Origin of the sequence: Cylindrospermum sp. FACHB-282, from assembly GCF_014697195.1 — a bacterium.
Taxonomy (GTDB): Bacteria; Cyanobacteriota; Cyanobacteriia; order Cyanobacteriales; family Nostocaceae; genus Cylindrospermum.
The window spans coordinates 1-16,281 of the sequence record NZ_JACJRJ010000029.1 but is presented as its reverse complement, the minus strand read 5'-3'; the positions used below and the strand labels follow the sequence as shown (position 1 = coordinate 16,281).

At 42.4% G+C, this 16,281-nt stretch carries 10 protein-coding genes and 1 tRNA gene; 4 read left to right on the top strand and 7 right to left on the bottom strand.

From position 1 onward, the window contains the following. Nucleotides 1-469: 469 nt before the first annotated feature. The 7 genes from H6G32_RS15760 to alr form a co-directional block, all read right to left on the bottom strand. Complete coding sequence (locus H6G32_RS15760; protein WP_190459907.1) at nucleotides 470-3,472, bottom strand: hybrid sensor histidine kinase/response regulator; 3,003 nt, start codon at nucleotides 3,470-3,472, stop codon at nucleotides 470-472. Between the two features lie 158 nt (nucleotides 3,473-3,630). Beyond that, nucleotides 3,631-6,483 (bottom strand): methyl-accepting chemotaxis protein, encoded by a 2,853-nt coding sequence (locus H6G32_RS15755; RefSeq protein ID WP_190459905.1) that lies wholly within the window; start codon nucleotides 6,481-6,483, stop codon nucleotides 3,631-3,633. Nucleotides 6,484-6,545: 62 nt separating this feature from the next. Beyond that, nucleotides 6,546-7,043, bottom strand: a complete 498-nt coding sequence (locus H6G32_RS15750; RefSeq protein WP_190459903.1) for a chemotaxis protein CheW — start codon at nucleotides 7,041-7,043, stop codon at nucleotides 6,546-6,548. Nucleotides 7,044-7,047: 4 nt separating this feature from the next. Beyond that, nucleotides 7,048-7,425, bottom strand: coding sequence for a response regulator transcription factor (locus H6G32_RS15745; protein ID WP_190459900.1), 378 nt, complete (start codon nucleotides 7,423-7,425; stop codon nucleotides 7,048-7,050). Between the two features lie 72 nt (nucleotides 7,426-7,497). Continuing rightward, the gene (locus tag H6G32_RS15740; protein WP_190459898.1) at nucleotides 7,498-8,538 is read right to left on the bottom strand and encodes a response regulator; all 1,041 of its coding nucleotides are present in this window, start codon (nucleotides 8,536-8,538) and stop codon (nucleotides 7,498-7,500) included. A 1,575-nt stretch (nucleotides 8,539-10,113) separates the two neighbouring features. Then, nucleotides 10,114-10,195, bottom strand: a tRNA-Leu gene (locus H6G32_RS15735). A gap of 105 nt (nucleotides 10,196-10,300) precedes the next feature. Then, nucleotides 10,301-11,488, bottom strand: coding sequence for an alanine racemase (alr, locus tag H6G32_RS15730; RefSeq protein ID WP_190459896.1), 1,188 nt, complete (start codon nucleotides 11,486-11,488; stop codon nucleotides 10,301-10,303). Between the two features lie 430 nt (nucleotides 11,489-11,918). Between alr and H6G32_RS15725 the strand changes: the two genes are divergently transcribed. The 4 genes from H6G32_RS15725 to H6G32_RS15710 all read left to right on the top strand — a co-directional run bounded on the left by H6G32_RS15725 (nucleotide 11,919) and on the right by H6G32_RS15710 (nucleotide 16,254). Continuing rightward, nucleotides 11,919-12,416 carry an HNH endonuclease gene (locus H6G32_RS15725; protein WP_190459894.1) on the top strand — a complete coding sequence of 166 codons (498 nt, stop codon included), beginning with the start codon at nucleotides 11,919-11,921 and terminating at the stop codon, nucleotides 12,414-12,416. Between the two features lie 857 nt (nucleotides 12,417-13,273). Then, nucleotides 13,274-14,554, top strand: coding sequence for a DHH family phosphoesterase (locus H6G32_RS15720; protein WP_190459892.1), 1,281 nt, complete (start codon nucleotides 13,274-13,276; stop codon nucleotides 14,552-14,554). 164 nt (nucleotides 14,555-14,718) lie between these two features. Continuing rightward, nucleotides 14,719-15,189, top strand: a complete 471-nt coding sequence (locus tag H6G32_RS15715) for a DUF29 domain-containing protein (protein ID WP_190459890.1) — start codon at nucleotides 14,719-14,721, stop codon at nucleotides 15,187-15,189. Nucleotides 15,190-15,204: 15 nt separating this feature from the next. Continuing rightward, a complete protein-coding gene (locus tag H6G32_RS15710; RefSeq protein ID WP_190459888.1) occupies nucleotides 15,205-16,254 on the top strand; it encodes a hypothetical protein in 1,050 nt (349 codons plus the stop codon). Nucleotides 16,255-16,281 lie beyond the last annotated feature (27 nt).

Genomic DNA, 16,281 nt, shown 5'->3' with positions numbered 1-16,281 from the left:
TGCCATTGTTGAAGGCACAAGGGCGAAAACCGTTTTTATCTACAACTCTAAGTTAGCCATCAGCCTGACGATGACGTGGGTTAATACCCCCTAGGTTCCTCACCAAGGGCCTTGCTTTTGAAGAAAGGGATTAACTTAAATTGAACTAGCAATTATGGAAATTTTTCCTCTGTTAGTTTCCTGTTTTATCTCTCTACTAGCTGTAGATAGTTTTCAGAAACTTTTAGATACATTGGGGATTAGTTTGTGAGTATCAAAGACGACGAACGCGGCAGCGGCAGGTTTAGCCTCAAAGGTTGGGGGCACTCTCTTGATTTTGGTGATTTTAACAACATCTGCACAAGCGATATATTTGAGAAACCAAACCGAATTGGGAGTTGAAGAACCGCCTGATGGGGAAGGTGGCCTACCCGAAGCAGAAAAACTTCACCAAATAAAGGCCCCATTACCACTTTTCAATTTCCTCTCTTCAACTAGATGGCGCCGTACCTGATACGGTAAAAATCAATTCTTCTACTGTTCTCAGTAATTCTTGCTCATTGTAAGGTTTAGAAAAGTAGGCACCTGCGCCCAATTGCATGGCCATTTGCCGATGTTTATTACTACTACGGGAAGTAAGCATAGCTACTGGGATATTCTTCATATTAATGTCTGTTTTTACACGATCTAAGAAGCTATAACCATCAAGGCGAGGCATTTCAATATCGCAAATCACAGCCTGGACTTTCAAGCCGCTTTGAAGTTTTTCCCAGGCATCTTGACCGTCTCTAGCTTGTTCTACTTCATATCCTCCTTTTTCCAGAGTTAGCGCTAAGTAACGCCGAACATTGATTGAATCATCAACAATCAAAATAGTCCCTTTTTGTTTGACTGGGGTTACTGGTGGTTTATCATTTTGAGGTATGAGAAAAGCCGTTTGTAACCTAGCTGAAGGCAATGGATTTTTTCTAGGTGTGCGCTGATTAGTAGTAATCCAAGAAAGTAACTCGTTGGTATTCACTAGTGCCACTACCCGACCATCACCAAGAATTGTGCAGTTGCTGAAACCGTTAGGCAGAGGTATATTTCCCTCAACTTTGCGGATGGCAACTTCCTGCTCACCCCAACAGCGATCAACTTGCACAGCCACTAGCTGATTATCGCCTTTGACTATTAACACACTACTAGCATTAATTGCTGGCGGGGTTTCCAGTTCTGGGCTATCGTAGCGGTGGCAATTAAACTCGAAATAACGACCAAGGCGAATTAGCGGTAACCTGGTATCTTGCCATTTGAGGAATTCACTACCAGCGATTGAGAAAACCTGCTCATTTGACAGTAAGAAGATTTCCGCAACCACATCTGTAGAAAATGCCAACAGCATTCGATGGCTTTCTACCAGCAGCACCCGTGCCACTGAAAGTGCAAACGGGACTGATAGTGTAAAGGTGGTGCCGATTCCTGGCTGAGTATCAACATTCACGTCACCCCGCACAAGTTTGAGGTTGTTACGAACCACATCCATACCGACACCGCGACCAGATAATGCTGTCACTTGGTCGGAAGTGGTAAACCCTGGTTCAAAAATTAGTGATAATAGTTCTTCTTCACTAGCACTAGCCAGCAGTGAAGCATCTAACCCCATAGCTAAGGCTCTAGCGCGAATTTTCTCAAGGGAAATGCCCTGACCATCATCACGCATAGAAATTATGGCGCGATTACTGTGGTGAGTGGCTTTAATTTCAATCAACCCCTGTTCTGGCTTGCCTTGGTAGCGCCGTCGGTCAGCATCTTCGATGCCATGATCAAAGGCATTGCGTAACAAGTGCATTAAAGGCTCATTCAAAGCTTCCATAATGCTGCGTTCAATTAAGGTGTTACCACCTTCAATTTTCAACTGCACATTTTTGCCATACTCTACATTCAGGTCACGGATGGCTCTCGGAAAGCGTTCGACTAAATCGGAAAAGGGACGCATCCGCACTTGGGTGAGCTTTCGCTGCAATTGCTTTGATGTTTTGTTGAGTTTTCTGGCAATTTGATCTGTATCGTCAACGCTGAGTTGAAGATCGGTTGTCAGTTCTTCTACCTGAACAATAGTTTCTATAACTTCCTGGGAGAGCAGGTTTAATTCTTGATAGGGATTATTTTTTAAGGTAGCAAAACTACTTTGATCATCTGTTGTCTGGTGGTGATCGGCAGTCTCTCCTAGTGATGATAAACTGGAGGGGATCACGGCTGGGGCGGTAATTTTCTTGTATGCTGTATGTAATTCCTGATTTTCGCGGTCAAGTGTTTGTACTCGTTGGCTGAGAGAGCGAATCAGTTTGCGTAATTTTTCGAGTTGTGAGTTCAGCCCATTTCGCTGGATGATCAGTTCTCCAAATAAATCATTAATTTGCTCTAGTTGCTTGCTGGGAACTCGGACTGTGTTTTCATGATTTTCCCGGTCTTTGCCAACAGTGATTGGCTCGTCTTTGCGTTGGTTCGTTTGGATATCAGCCCAAAGGGAGTCAGGCACAGAACCTTCATCGCTAAATCTATATTCTGTTGGGGAAACTTCGGGGGTAAATCCTGGGTTTGACTCTGGGAACTCAACAGCGTTAATTTCCTCAGCCATCTGGGTTATTTCTTCTACTGACCAAGTTTCGTCAATGGAGACTATTTCTGTGGGTAGAATCTGTTCTTGGGTATAGCTGATTGGGGTGTTGGCTAAATTGCTAAAGTCAAGTTCTGTAGGTAAGCTATCGAGTTGATTTGTCAGTACCAGAGCTTGCGATCGCCGCCATGCTTGCAACGCTAACTGAGCAATTTCTGTCAGGCGATCGCTATTTGCTGCTTCTAAATGATGGCTAATTGACTCACACAGCTGGGTAAAAGCTCTCAACTGGAGCATTTCCCCCAAACCACCCAACTCACCAGCCATAATAGCGATTTCTGCTGGCAAACCTGATTTTTCCTGATCTGCCAACAGGGATTCTAGACGCTGCAAACAACCTTCTACTTCTGTGGCAAACAACAGGGGGATGATATCTTGTCCATCTTCTGATGAGAGCATGGTTGCAGCATCTTCTGGGGAGGGATCACCCAAACGCTCGTGCAGTTCATCAAAAATTGGGTAACAAAAAGTTCCTAACCATGCCTCTTCTAAAACGTTCCCTTCTGAAAGCAATTCCACAATTTGCCGCAGCCAGTCAACGCCAGATAGCAACAAACTTTGCAAATGGGTATCAACTTCTAGAGAATTTCTCTGAGTTTTTAAGACTTTAAACGAATCTTCCAGACGGTGAGCTAAATCACTCAACACCCGAAATCCCATCATCGCTGCACCACCTTTGATCGAATGAGCAGCGCGGAGTGCGGCATTGATTTTTTCCAAATCGATGCGGTTAATTGTGTCGAGTTGGAGTAATACCCCTTCTAAAGTATTCAGATAATCAGTCGCTTCTTCCAGAAACTGCATCTGGATTTCCAATTCTTTGTCTTGTGACATAATTATTTTTTATCCTTGTTCAAGCCCCTGAAGTCATTCGTCGTCGTCGGGTCTTTAATTCTGAATGAGAGAATTTTGTGCCTCTTGCTCCAGGTGCTACGAAGACAGCACAGGTGCGGTCGGCTCTATGAGAGAATTTTGAATTGGGGTTGATTGGCTTAACTGATTTTGAATGTCCCGACTGTCTCCTGCAATTCTTGGGAAATCTCCACAGTTTTTTGCAGAGATTGGGAAACTTGGCGCGAAGAATCGCTGCTGCGTTGTGAGACTGCGGCAATATCTTTCATTAATTGGCTGACTGTTTGTGATGTTTGCACTTGAGAAGCAGTAGCAGTGGAAATCGAATGTACTAAAGAGTCTATTTGCCGCGACACATCCAAAATCTGACTCAAACTCTGTTTAGCATCTTCGACAATCCGCGTACCTTCAACTACTTGAATGCTTCCCACTTCCATCGCCTGCACGACTTCGCTAGTTTCTCGTTGGATGTTTTCAACAATTTCTTCAATTTCTTGGGTGGCTGCGGCACTCCGGGCTGCTAGTTCGCCTACTTCTTCAGCAACTACAGCAAAACCTTGCCCTTCTTCTCCGGCACGGGCCGCTTCAATGCCGGCGTTAATCGCTAACAAGTTGGTTTGCATGGCAATTTGGTTAATCAAAGACACCACGCGGGAAATTTGTTGAGAAGATTCTCCCAACCGCCTGACTTTTTTGGCAGTTTCACCAACTGTTTCCCGCAAAGACAAAATATTTTGCACTGTCAGATCCATCGCTTGTCCACTCTTGGTAGCGTTGTCGGCTGCATGGTTGGCTATGACGGCAGTTTGCTTGGCGCTTTCTGCTACGGCTTGCATGGAATTGGTCATTTGGTCAACTGCATCTAGGGTGCGGTTGATTTCGTTAGCTTGAGTGAGTGCTTCCTCGGCTAGCTGGCGGATGGCGCTTTCGTTGGAGCCGATCGCCTCATTTACTTGAATTGCCGCGTGTTTAACTTGGGTAACAATATCTCGGAGGCTTTCGACAATTGAGTTGAAGAAATCGGCGACTGTGCCAATTTCCCCTGATGTGACATCAGCCCTGACTGTTAAATCTCCCTTGGCGGCACTTTCTACATCACTGAGTAGTTCTAAAAGTTGCCGGTGCAGAATTTCTTTTTGTTGTCCTTCTGCTAGGGAGTCTGTAGATAAAATTGCTCTAGCCCGTTCTACCTCTGCTAGCAACTGAGCTTGTTCTTGGGCATAGCCAACTTGAATTGCTATCTGTTTAAATAAGTCAATTTCTAGTTGTTGCCAAATTCGGGGACTCTCGCATTGATGAGCCATCAATAAACCCACTAGTTGCCCTTGGATGATAATCGGGGCGCTTAAGTTGCCTTTGATGGCAAATTTCTCTAACATTTGGCTGTAAGAATCTGCATTATTCAGGCTTGGCTCTTGATGAATATTGGCGTTTGCCTGCACCCGACTATCTTGATAAGTTTCTCTATAGCAATCGCTTCCACCGGGGCGTAGCCCATCGCTAAAACCAGGATCATCGATGTTGACGCCAAACATTTGCGGCCAAGCATCAGCCACCGATTCGGCGATCACAATTCCCCCACTGGTATCGGGATTGAGTTGATAAATAATGACTCGGTCTGTTTTCAACGCTTGGCGAACTTCTTTAACTACTGTTTGATAAATGTCTTCAGTTTTAATACTTCTGCGAAGCCCTAAGGTAATATCTGCAAGTAATTTAGTCCATTGAGTATCTATTCCCTGTTCACTGGCTAAACTTTCTAATTTCGCGGCCATTTGGTTAATATTATCGCTCAATTGCCCTAATTCATCTTTTCCTCCTATTTCCAAATGAGTATTGAGTTCACCTTGACGGAGTTTTGTTAAGGCCGCAGTTGCCTTGACAACTGGCTGTAGAGCACCCTTGGCTAACCAATTCGCCATCGCCCCGACGATCATGGCTGTTAATCCTGTCCCCGTTACTATCAGCCACAACAATTGTTTTTGAGTCCCATAGACAATTGCTGTATCTGTAGACAAAAGTACCTGCCAGTTGAGGGCTGGTAGTCCTTCTATGGTTTTCGATGATACATAGCTTACCAGTTCTGGCTTTTGATTAATTTGCTGAACTGCTTTAAAAGTCTCAACCTTGTTTGCCGTTGGCAAATTAGCTAAACCGGGATATACAGCTTTTGCCTCTTTACCCAAAAAATCTTGTCGGGGACTGAGAAAAACTTTGCCAGAGGCATCGAGCAAATGGTATTCATTGCCATTAGCGACATAGTTGTTCATCACCCCGGCGATTGATTGTACAGGCAACCGCCCTCTTACCACAGCGATAGTTTTACCCGTCAAGGCATCTTTGACAGGTGCAGCTATGTAAATATTAACTACACCTGTACTTTTTGAGGTTTCTGGCTCACTGATCACAGCAGTGCCTTTGCGGAGAACCTCTTGTAAAGAATTACGAGCCTTATCTTTACCCAGGGGTTCCCCTGTAGATTTGAAAATCACTTTTCCTTCCAAATCGAAGACAGCAACGCTGCTATAGGCTCTATCAGCTGCCACAAAACTATCTAGCACAGCTTGCTTTTCTGCGGTAGTTGTGCTAGCGCTGACTTTGGGATTTGTTAAAAACAGCAAATTTGCTAGTACTTGAATATCGCCATACCGTTCAAACATGAAATGGTTCACATTGTCAGCTAGGCTGAGGGCTTGCACTGCTTGATCTTGGCTAATTTGCCGAGTAATTGATTTGTTGGCAAAGCTATAAGCTACAGCACCAATTCCCAAGGCTGGTATTGTACCGAAGGCGATCGCCAAAATAGTCGCCTTCGTACCCAAGCTTAATTGCTGTAAACGGCTAACCACATCATGCAGAGGAAATTTACCAGCAGTTTTAGTTGGAGTCTGAAAAGGTACTTGTACTATATTATCAGTGGACTTCTCCGATGAAATCCGCGATTTCTGATTTTGAGCATCACTACTCTTAGCAATGTCAGTTTTATTAAACATAAAATAATTCCCCTGAATATGTGAAAAAGCAGCCTAAAAATCCTTTCCTTTATTAGTCGATTTTAATCACTGTAAAGAATAGAAGATTGCACAATAGCCTCTGCATCTAATACCAGCAAAATTTTTTCTTTTTGCACAACACAGCCACGTAAATAAGGAACCAAGCTAGATGCCACTTGTCCCACAGGAGAGCAAACATCATCAGGCTTAAACTTGGTTGTACCTTTAATTTCTCGCACAACCAAACCCAAAAGCAAAGATTCCACTCGGATAACGATCACATTGTACTGTCGCAGGCGATTGTCTAAAGATTCTAAATTAAGTATTCTCGGCAAATCAATTACCCAAATTATCCGACTACGCCAATTCATTAAGCCTAAAATACAAGCAGGCATATTAGGCATCGCCGTCACAGACTCAACAGGAACAATAATCGCTTCTTGAGTATGTTTAACTGATAAAACAGCAGCAGTCTGTTGATTTAGCTGAAACTTCAAATAACTATTTACCAGATTATTTGAACTAGATTGAGTAGAAATTGTAATTTTTGAATTAGTCATATATTCAAATCACAACTGATTTAATAGCACCCAAAAGTTGTTCGCGAGTATAAGGTTTAGTTATATAAGCATCAGCACCCTGTCTCATCGCCCATAATCGATCAATTGCTTGATTTTTACAACTACAAATTACAATTGGCACTTTTTTTGTAATTGAATTTTTTTTCAAAGAGCGACATAACTCAAAACCACTCATTCCTGGCATAACTACATCAGTAATGATGACATCAGGCTTTTCTAAAAGCGCTTTTTCTAGAGCTTCTTTTGCACCAGTGGCTTTAATTACGTGATAACCACCTTCATTCAGATAATGACTCATTAGTTCCATCTCACTGGGAGAATCTTCCACAATTAGAATTGTGCCAAGCAAAGTTAAGCTCATTACTAAATCTCCTAAAAGACTAAATTTGGCTATTAATATTAATTCACTATTCCTCAACTCAGACTGACAAAATTAACCGATGTGTTGAAACACCATTTTTAATAAATCTGATTGTGAAAAAGGCTTAGTTAAATAGCCTGATGATCTGACAATTTTCGCCTTAGCCTTGTCAATAAATCCTGTTCTCCCAGTCACCATAATGATGGGTGTCTGCTTAAAAGCTGGATGCCTCCGCAGTAAAGAACATAATTCATAACCATCTAAACTTGGCATTTCCACATCTAGCAAAATTAAGTCTGGGTTGCTCCGTAAAATTTGCATCAAAGCTTTTACAGGATCATTAATCATCACAACTGAAAATTTGCTTCCATCCAAAAAATGATTGATAGAATTTAAGACGGTTTGACTATCATCAATACAAGCAATCTTATATAGACTGTTACTCACAGGTGGTTGAGAAATTTCGTTATTTCCCTGAACAGTCCCAAGTTGGATTTTGGTTTGTGGCTGAGTTAGTGGTGGCTTCGTCTTGGGTAAAACTCGCGAACCTCCATCAGCCGGCACTGATGATTGAACATTTTGCCGATTTCTTAACTGCTTTTGACAGTATTCGACTAATAACCGCAAATCCAGATGGCAAAACTTTGGTAGTTCATCCAAAGATTTATCAGGATTAAATTCATAGTTCCCTTCTTTTAAAGACAGAAATGACTCCAGCACTTCTTTCGCTAAGTCGTCTATCAAAATTGCAGCTTGTGCATCTGTGATATATTCCTGAGTAACCAACCAACATATAGCTTGATAATCTGGATATGGTATTAACTCATTTTCATTCTGGGTTTCAAACATCAACCGCATCTGTAGGCGAGTAGCATTGTCCAGAGTGGGATTTTGCTGCTCTAAGCGTCGCAAGTGACTATCAAGCCGTTCAAACAGTTTATCTGAGTAGGAGGCATAAATTAGTTTACCTTCCTCTAGATAGATTGACCAAAATACGTTTTCGGTAAATATCTTTAAGCACCCTGTAGTACGGCGACTGGTTAGTTGTGCCAACAGAGATAGCGGATGTAGTTTTTGGAACAACCTGTAGCTACCTATAGAAGTTGTACTCATTTTGCTTTTACTTGGGCTAAATTTAATATGTGTAAGCTCGATTTGTGTAGAAGCACTTTCATGATTTAAATCAAATATCTGAGATCGGATCTTTTGTAACATAAAGTACTAACATTGAAGACTATGTTTGTGATATAACTCAACAGCAGCAGCTTTATTTAAAGATTATTAAATCTTCGTTAACTCGTAAATCGTTGTTAATTTACACACTTTTCTTGAGGTTATCAGACATCTTTGGGGAATTACTCCTTTCCCTTTTGTCAGATTATCTATTTAGTTAACCCCAGAGGCGCAGAGGACACAGAGAGAGGATTGAGAATGATATAGGTAATCTCAGACTGGAAAGGGAGTAACGGAGTAATATTGAATTGCCGTCGGATATACAATTTGCCATTCTGAGCCTAGCTTTGCTCTGAATGACACCTTTAAGCGCAACTTGGCATAGCCAAAAATGTTACACTAGATAAGGTTACTTTTAATGGACTAACCCGGAAAAAACTACAGTAATAATACTTAAACCAATCTGAATTATAAAAATTGGTTATTGCAGAGGAATATGATGCCGCCGATTTTTTTGTCTGTCAGCTTTAAACTCCGGGCTTGATCCTGTGCTATTGCAGACACAACTTGGGTATATATACTTTTTCAATGAACCCAACCTTGAGGCATATTATGAGAAAGCACCATCTAGTTTTCAGTCTTTAGTAGCTAGGAACCTGGGAGATGCAAATGCTCATTTTTGGTTAGGGTATATTTATTTGATTGTGCTCAACAATCTAGATAATTTCATCACAGAACCCAAATTATGGTTATGCAAATCTTGTATTAGTCAGTTATCCTGATGAGGAAAACACTGAAGAGCCAAAAGTTTTAATCCGGGTATTGAAGCAGCAGCAGACAAACTTTTGTGCCTTTAGTCAAATGTCTAACTTATTGTTGGCAGCGAATCAAAAGCCAGAAGCCGAGAAATTGCTTGAGGTGATATTGAATATTGAACTGTGAAGCTTATTTAGAGCAAGACTATGGAATTCTAAGGAAGTAGGCGAAAAGAAATCAAACTATGTTAAGTTAAGTAAAAAATATTGAAATTAGCTTGTAGTGAGCGGTTCTCAGCCCTACTTTGTTCGCGTAGCGTCTCGTATCGCCAAAGGCGAGGCTGCGCCAACGCGGAGCGTCTCCGACAGGAGATAGAGAGGGCTAAAGCCCTGACTACCAACCTTAACTTATTTACGCCAACCTACTTAAATCAGTATATTTGTATTGACTTGTGCAACTGCTATCCAATGACTTTATGCTTGTCCACAAATGTATAGGCTTGTCTATGGATTTGTCAACTGAGGAATCACTCACAAACAAAATTTACGTGACGTCGGGGAGCTAAATCGAAATTAGTTCAATTTTGAATTCCTGAGCAGATACCCTAAAATTAGGGTAAAACAGGGTTCTTGATAGGCGATACATCTGGCGGACTTCACTTAAACTACTAAAAGCAAAATCCTTGAATATAGGTAAATTCCACCTAGAAAATTTTGCTTTCAGTATTAATGCTAACCTGGAGGCTGCAATTATTCAAAATGCGGATAAAAGGACTTGAACCTTCACTCCTTTCGGAACTAGAACCTAAATCTAGCGCGTCTGCCAATTTCGCCATATCCGCATCAGGTAACTATCATACCATAACAAATTATTGATGGCAATAGGCAAACGGGTAAAACTAAAAGTGGGCTTAAATTCACCCAGCCCACTTCTGTCAATGCCTAAGCTACATCACAGCCACACGGGGCAAGCGATGCTTGAACCCGCAGAGAATTTCCCAAGAAATGGTGTCTAATTGATTTGCCCAGTCATCGGCTAAGATTTGTTCTCTTCCTTGTTGCCCTAGTAAGGTGACTATTTCTCCTTCTTGGATATTGGGGATGGAACTGACATCCAACATCAACTGATCCATTGTAATTGTCCCAATTTGCGGCACGCGCTGACCGCGAATTAACACTTGCATTTTATTAGAAAGTTGACGGGGGACGCCATCGGCGTAACCAATACCCACGACTGCGAGGCGCATTTCCCGTGGGGCGGTAAACTGATGACCATAGCTGACACTAGTTCCTGGGGCAATGGTTTTTACCTGGGTAACTCGTGCTTTTAGTTGTAAAACGGGTTGAAGTTTAATTGTGTTTTGTAAATGGGGGGCGGGGTAGAGTCCGTAAACGGCTAAACCCACGCGCACTATATCGTAGTGTAATGCGGGATTTGTGAGGGTAGCGGCTGAGTTTGCCAGGTGTAAGCAGGGTGGGTGGATTCCCTTGGCTTTGATTTGGGCGATCGCCTCTTCAAATCGTTGATGCTGTTCTTCCATCCCTGTGGGATTGGGGCTGTCTGCTGTGGCCAAGTGGGAATAAATGCTGGCAATGGAAAGATGGGGTAAGCGCTGGACTAATTGCACAAACTCACTTGCTTGCTGCCAGTTAGTTCCTAACCTAGACATTCCCGTGTCTAATTTGATGTGTACGGCAATGGGGGAAGCATCGTTAATGCTTTCTAGGACGTTGGAAAATACCAAAGCTTGTTTAGGACTGCACAGGGTAGGCTGAAGTTTCCAATGAGCGATCGCCTGAATTTGCTCTGGTGTGTGGGTGGCGCCTAAAATTAAAATCGGCGCTTTAATGCCACCTTCGCGCAATTGAATCCCCTCTGGCACTGTGGCAACTCCCAACCAACTAGCTCCCGATTCCAATACGGTTTTGGCAACTGTTACCGCCCCATGTCCATAGGCATCAGCTTTTACCACTGCCATTAGCTGAGTTTTAGGCGATAAAAACTTTACCAATTGCTCTACATTGTACGACAACGCCCCTAAATCAATTTCTACCCAAGCACGTTGGGAGAACCAGGCGTAGGTGTCGCACTGCTGATTATCGGCAACACCAGAGGTTTGTTCGCGACTTAACATTTGACTCACTCCTATCACACCACTGCTAAACGTCCAAACTATCTATTGATTCGCGCTCCTAAAAGCCATATCAAATTAATCAGGAAGTTTACCGCTCATCCGGGAATTGATACAAGATGCCTAAACCCTCGATGGGTGACTAAAAGCACGGCAGACTTGCCCACCATTGCTACTTATCTCCTCTCTGCTATGTTTAGTTGTTGATTGCTAGTTAATTTTACTCCTGGGGTAGCAGGCGGTATTAGCCACCTATTTTCATCATCAAGGCCCGGAAGCGTTGCCCCTTGCTCAAGGGTTACAAGAATTTCTCACCTAATTATGGGGAATTTATTACTTTAATAATTATTCCGGAAGTATCATTTCTTCTCATCTCCCCAGCAGAGTATATATGTGTTAATATATGTAAAACTAATACCTTGAGCGCAGATTCATGGGGAAGGTTTTAGTCTTAAACGCCTCTTACGAACCGCTCAACATAACTAGCTGGCGACGTGCTGCGGTTTTGTTGATTAAAGGCAAGGCAGAACGCATAGAACACAACGGTAAATTCCTTTATTCGGAGTTTCCATTGCCAACCGTCATCCGGTTGCGCTACTACGTGCGCGTTCCCTATAAGGAAATTCCTCTTACTCGCCGGAATATATTGCATCGTGACGGTCATACTTGTCAATACTGCGGTTACACAGGAGATGAGTTGACCCTAGATCACGTCCTACCGCGATCGCGTGGTGGGGGAGATTCCTGGGAGAACATTGTGACAGCTTGTGTCCGTTGCAATGTCAAAAAAGGGAGCCGTACACCTCACGAAGCGCATATGTTTTTGCGTCATTCTCCTCGCCAGCCTTATAGTAGCCTCTATTTTGAGGTCAGCAAACAACTTAAGAGTGGACTACACCAAGAGTGGCAAAAATATGTAATAGGTCTTTGACATTACACAGATCAGCCCTATAAAGGCAGGGGAGTCTTCACCTTTAGATTTTCCTGTTTGACCTTCGCCAAAAAAAAACTTAGCCCAGTTCGGGAAAACTTAGCTTTGGGTAAAGCTCATCTATAGCTTGTGAGGGATATTGTTCCACAAAAGCTGATAGAAGATCGTGCCAAAATTTAGGCTAGTGATATACCAGCACCCCATCATACCTTATGGCGGTGGAAAGTAAACTGTTCTAGATTTTATTGGCATCTAGCAGCCAGGATATTTGCCTATAGTGGGTTGGTGATTTTAAATTTTGTGCCTCTTGCTTCCTTTGCCAGAGCAACCCTTACAGAATATCTCAGCACCAAGGGAGTGATCTGCTAAAGCGTAGCGTGCCCTAGGCAGATTTTGAATTGGGAAAAAGCTACATTTATTGCCTATTTTTTGGGGAAAATTAGAGTTAATTGCTCATTAGCCACAAATATGGGAGTATTAACTTCAAAAAGCTGTGTAATTTAAAGCTAAGTGTAAGATATGAGTCCGATATTATACCCCAAACCAGATAAATATTCAAGATAAACTATTTAGCTTTTGATAAAAATCTGCTGATTAGAAGAAGACGAGAAATCAAGATTTATGTTACCAGATACAGCACAAGATGCCTTGTGTCTTGGTTTCCAATCCCTATGTATATTCTCGTCAGCAGTGGCAGATTGAGGCCCGACGCGATAGATCAAAAATAGACCGATGTATATAGTGCCACGACTCAAGTTTTCTGCGAAGATCGTAATGTGTGGCTAAATCAGTACTTTACTGGTTTAAGTATCTCTTATTGAAATAAAACTAGCCTCACACTTAGAAAAGAGTTCCCTATGTATTTGAATTCTCCCGTGACTCAATTTGAGAGTTTGTCATTGACCACAGAGCCAAGCCCAGAGGATGCTGAAATAGACAGAGAACCAATTGAACTACCGCTTACCCGTCCCTCCTTACCGCCAGCGACAGGTGAACCAGGCATCTACATAGCTCAACGTGGCAATTCTCTAGCCCATCAGAAGTCAGAAGAGTTGCAAAAAACCCTTCTAGGCCATCGACATGAGCGTCAGTTGCTAATTCTACAAGATTTTCCTGACCCTGATGCCCTCTCTTGTGCTTGGGCTTACCAGCTAATTGCACAGCAATACGATATTAAATGTGAAATTATTTATGCTGGTACTTTAAGCCACCAAGAGAATATTGCTTTAGTCAAGCTGACTAATTTACCTGCCCAGCGCTGGACACTGCAAACCCTGAAAAGTAAGGACTTATCATTTTATCAGGGTTTTGTCTTAATTGATAACCAGGGAACAACTTCTCAGCTAATGCCTGTGGTGCAACAAGCTGGAATTCCCTTGGTGGCGGTGATTGACCATCACAGTTTGCAGGTAGAACTCAAATCAGAGTTTGTTGATGTCCGTCCTTATGTGCGAGCAACGGCAACGATTTTTACCCAGTATTTACAAACTGGCATCCTGAAATTAGATAGCAGCATCAATCAACACGTAAAATGTGCTACGGCCTTGATGCACGGCTTGAGATCGGATACAAATCGGCTAATGCAAGCGCAAGAGGAAGACTTTATGGCCGCTGCGTATCTCAGCCGATTTTATGATGCTCAACTGCTAAACGCCATTTTACAGGCAAATCGTTCCAAACGGGTGATGGATGTGATTGAGCGATCGCTCAAAAACCGCATTGTCCAAAATAACTTTTCTATAGCCGGAGTTGGTTACTTACGCTACGACGACCGAGACGCCATCCCCCAAGCGGCTGATTTTCTCGTCACCGAAGAAAACGTCCACACAGCTGTAGTTTACGGCATTGTTCACGATGAAGATGATGAACTAGAAGTAGTCATCGGTTCTTTGAGAACCACCAAACTCACTCTAGACCCCGATGAGTTCATTAAAGAAGCTTTTGGGCAAGATAGCACAGGGCGGTTTTTTGGTGGTGGTAGGACAGGTGCCGGCGGTTTTGAGATTCCCATGGGTTTCTTATCTGGCGGCAACGAAAATTCTGGCTATGCCAAAATTAAATGGGAAGTATTCGATTCGCAAATTAAGCAAAAGTTGCTGAGGTTGGTTAATCCTAGAGATAACCCGATTCAGTCTTAGGGGAGATGAAAGAAAATTCCTAACTATTGCTGAGGTTAAGGTAGAGACGTTGTATGCAGCGTCTCTACAAAGGTTTAAATGGACAGTAAAGCCGTTGACACCAACATCTTGATTGACATCAATGAGCCGCGTGATCTAGTCAAGCCAGGAATAGCCGGAACGCCATGAAGACGATAGAACTGCAAATGTTACAAAACTTGTATGAGCAAGATTTTTGTGCTTGGGTAGAGCAGACAGCAGAGCTTTTGCGATCGCAACACTGGGACGCAGTGGATTTAGAAAATTTAATTGCGGAAGTGGTGGACTTGGGTAAGAGTCAACAGCGTGCGTTGCAGAGTGCGTTGCGGTTGGTGTTGTTGCATTTGCTGAAGTGGAAATATCAACCCGAACGTCGTAGCCACAGTTGGCAAGTAAGCATTACCCGTGAGCGACTAAATTTAGATGAATTGTTGGCAGAAAGTTCGAGCTTGCGCCGTTTTTTAAGTGATGCCGATTGGATAAATGCCACCTATCAAAGAGCGCGACGAGAGGCAATGGTAGAAACTGGTTTATCAGAGGATCATTTTGCGATCGCTTGTCCTTTCTCTGTCGATGAGATTTTAGACTTGGATTTTTATCCGAACGCTGAGAAATAACTGTAAATTTATCCCGTGTGCGATCGTACAAAAGCCGCAGTGTGCAAAATAACTTTTTTAAAAGGATTGATAAAAGCAATGGATTACTTAGGTGGTAGACAAAATCCTATTCCTGAAGTTCCTATTAGGGAATTAAATAAAATGCTTGCCGTCTTGGTATCAGAGTTTGATGCAGGATGGTTGAGATCAGGGTATACTAACCCAGTTCAAAAATTGTGGCAAAGAATGGATTACCTCTCTACATGTGAGTTGTTACTATTAGGGAATGCACTCAAAAAGTTGAAACCAATTGATCCTCATTGGGTATCTGCTCAGGTAAAATTAATTAAACAAGAAGATAAAAACAATAGACGTGGTGCATTATTTGAGCTACTTGCTCTAAGTCTATTTGATGGAGAAGGAGTTTCTGTAAGACCTGCCGCCTCTTCCAATCCTGGTTATGATGGGACAGTTTTGCTACCAAGAAATGCTTCAATTCAGGTTTCCGTTAAAAGCTATGGTACATCTAGCCACCAAGAAGTATTTAATAATCAATGTAGTATGATTGAGGCTCTACTTACAGCAGCCCTTTCTAAACGCCAATTAAATGCAGTTGGAATCTATGTCTTTGCGAAAAGTTATCCTACTCAATCTGACTGGGAAGTCTTGAAAAGAAGATTGCCGGCGATGCTTGATTCTGTTGAAAATAGAACTAATGATTCATTTGAAGATATTCAAAATAGTTGTTGGGATATTATAATCAATAATTTGCACATTGAAAATTGTCAATTTAGCCCAATACACAAATCATATACATTTATAGTATGCTCTCCATACCATAAAAATGAATACAAAAACCTTTATAGCAAACTAGACGATGCATATGTAAATTTCACAAGACACGCTGGAAGTGTTGATCCACTAACAACACGAATGGTGTTTATTGACATACCAACATCGGCGTCTATTACTTTATGTAAAGAATGGGCTAAACAATACTTTCAGCTTGAACAGCAAGGAGCCTCTCACCTACCCGCAAGGGAGGTGACGAGAGGAATTGCGAGACAAAAACGAAACGTCCCTTGACCACATCAATCCGCAGGATTGACCGAG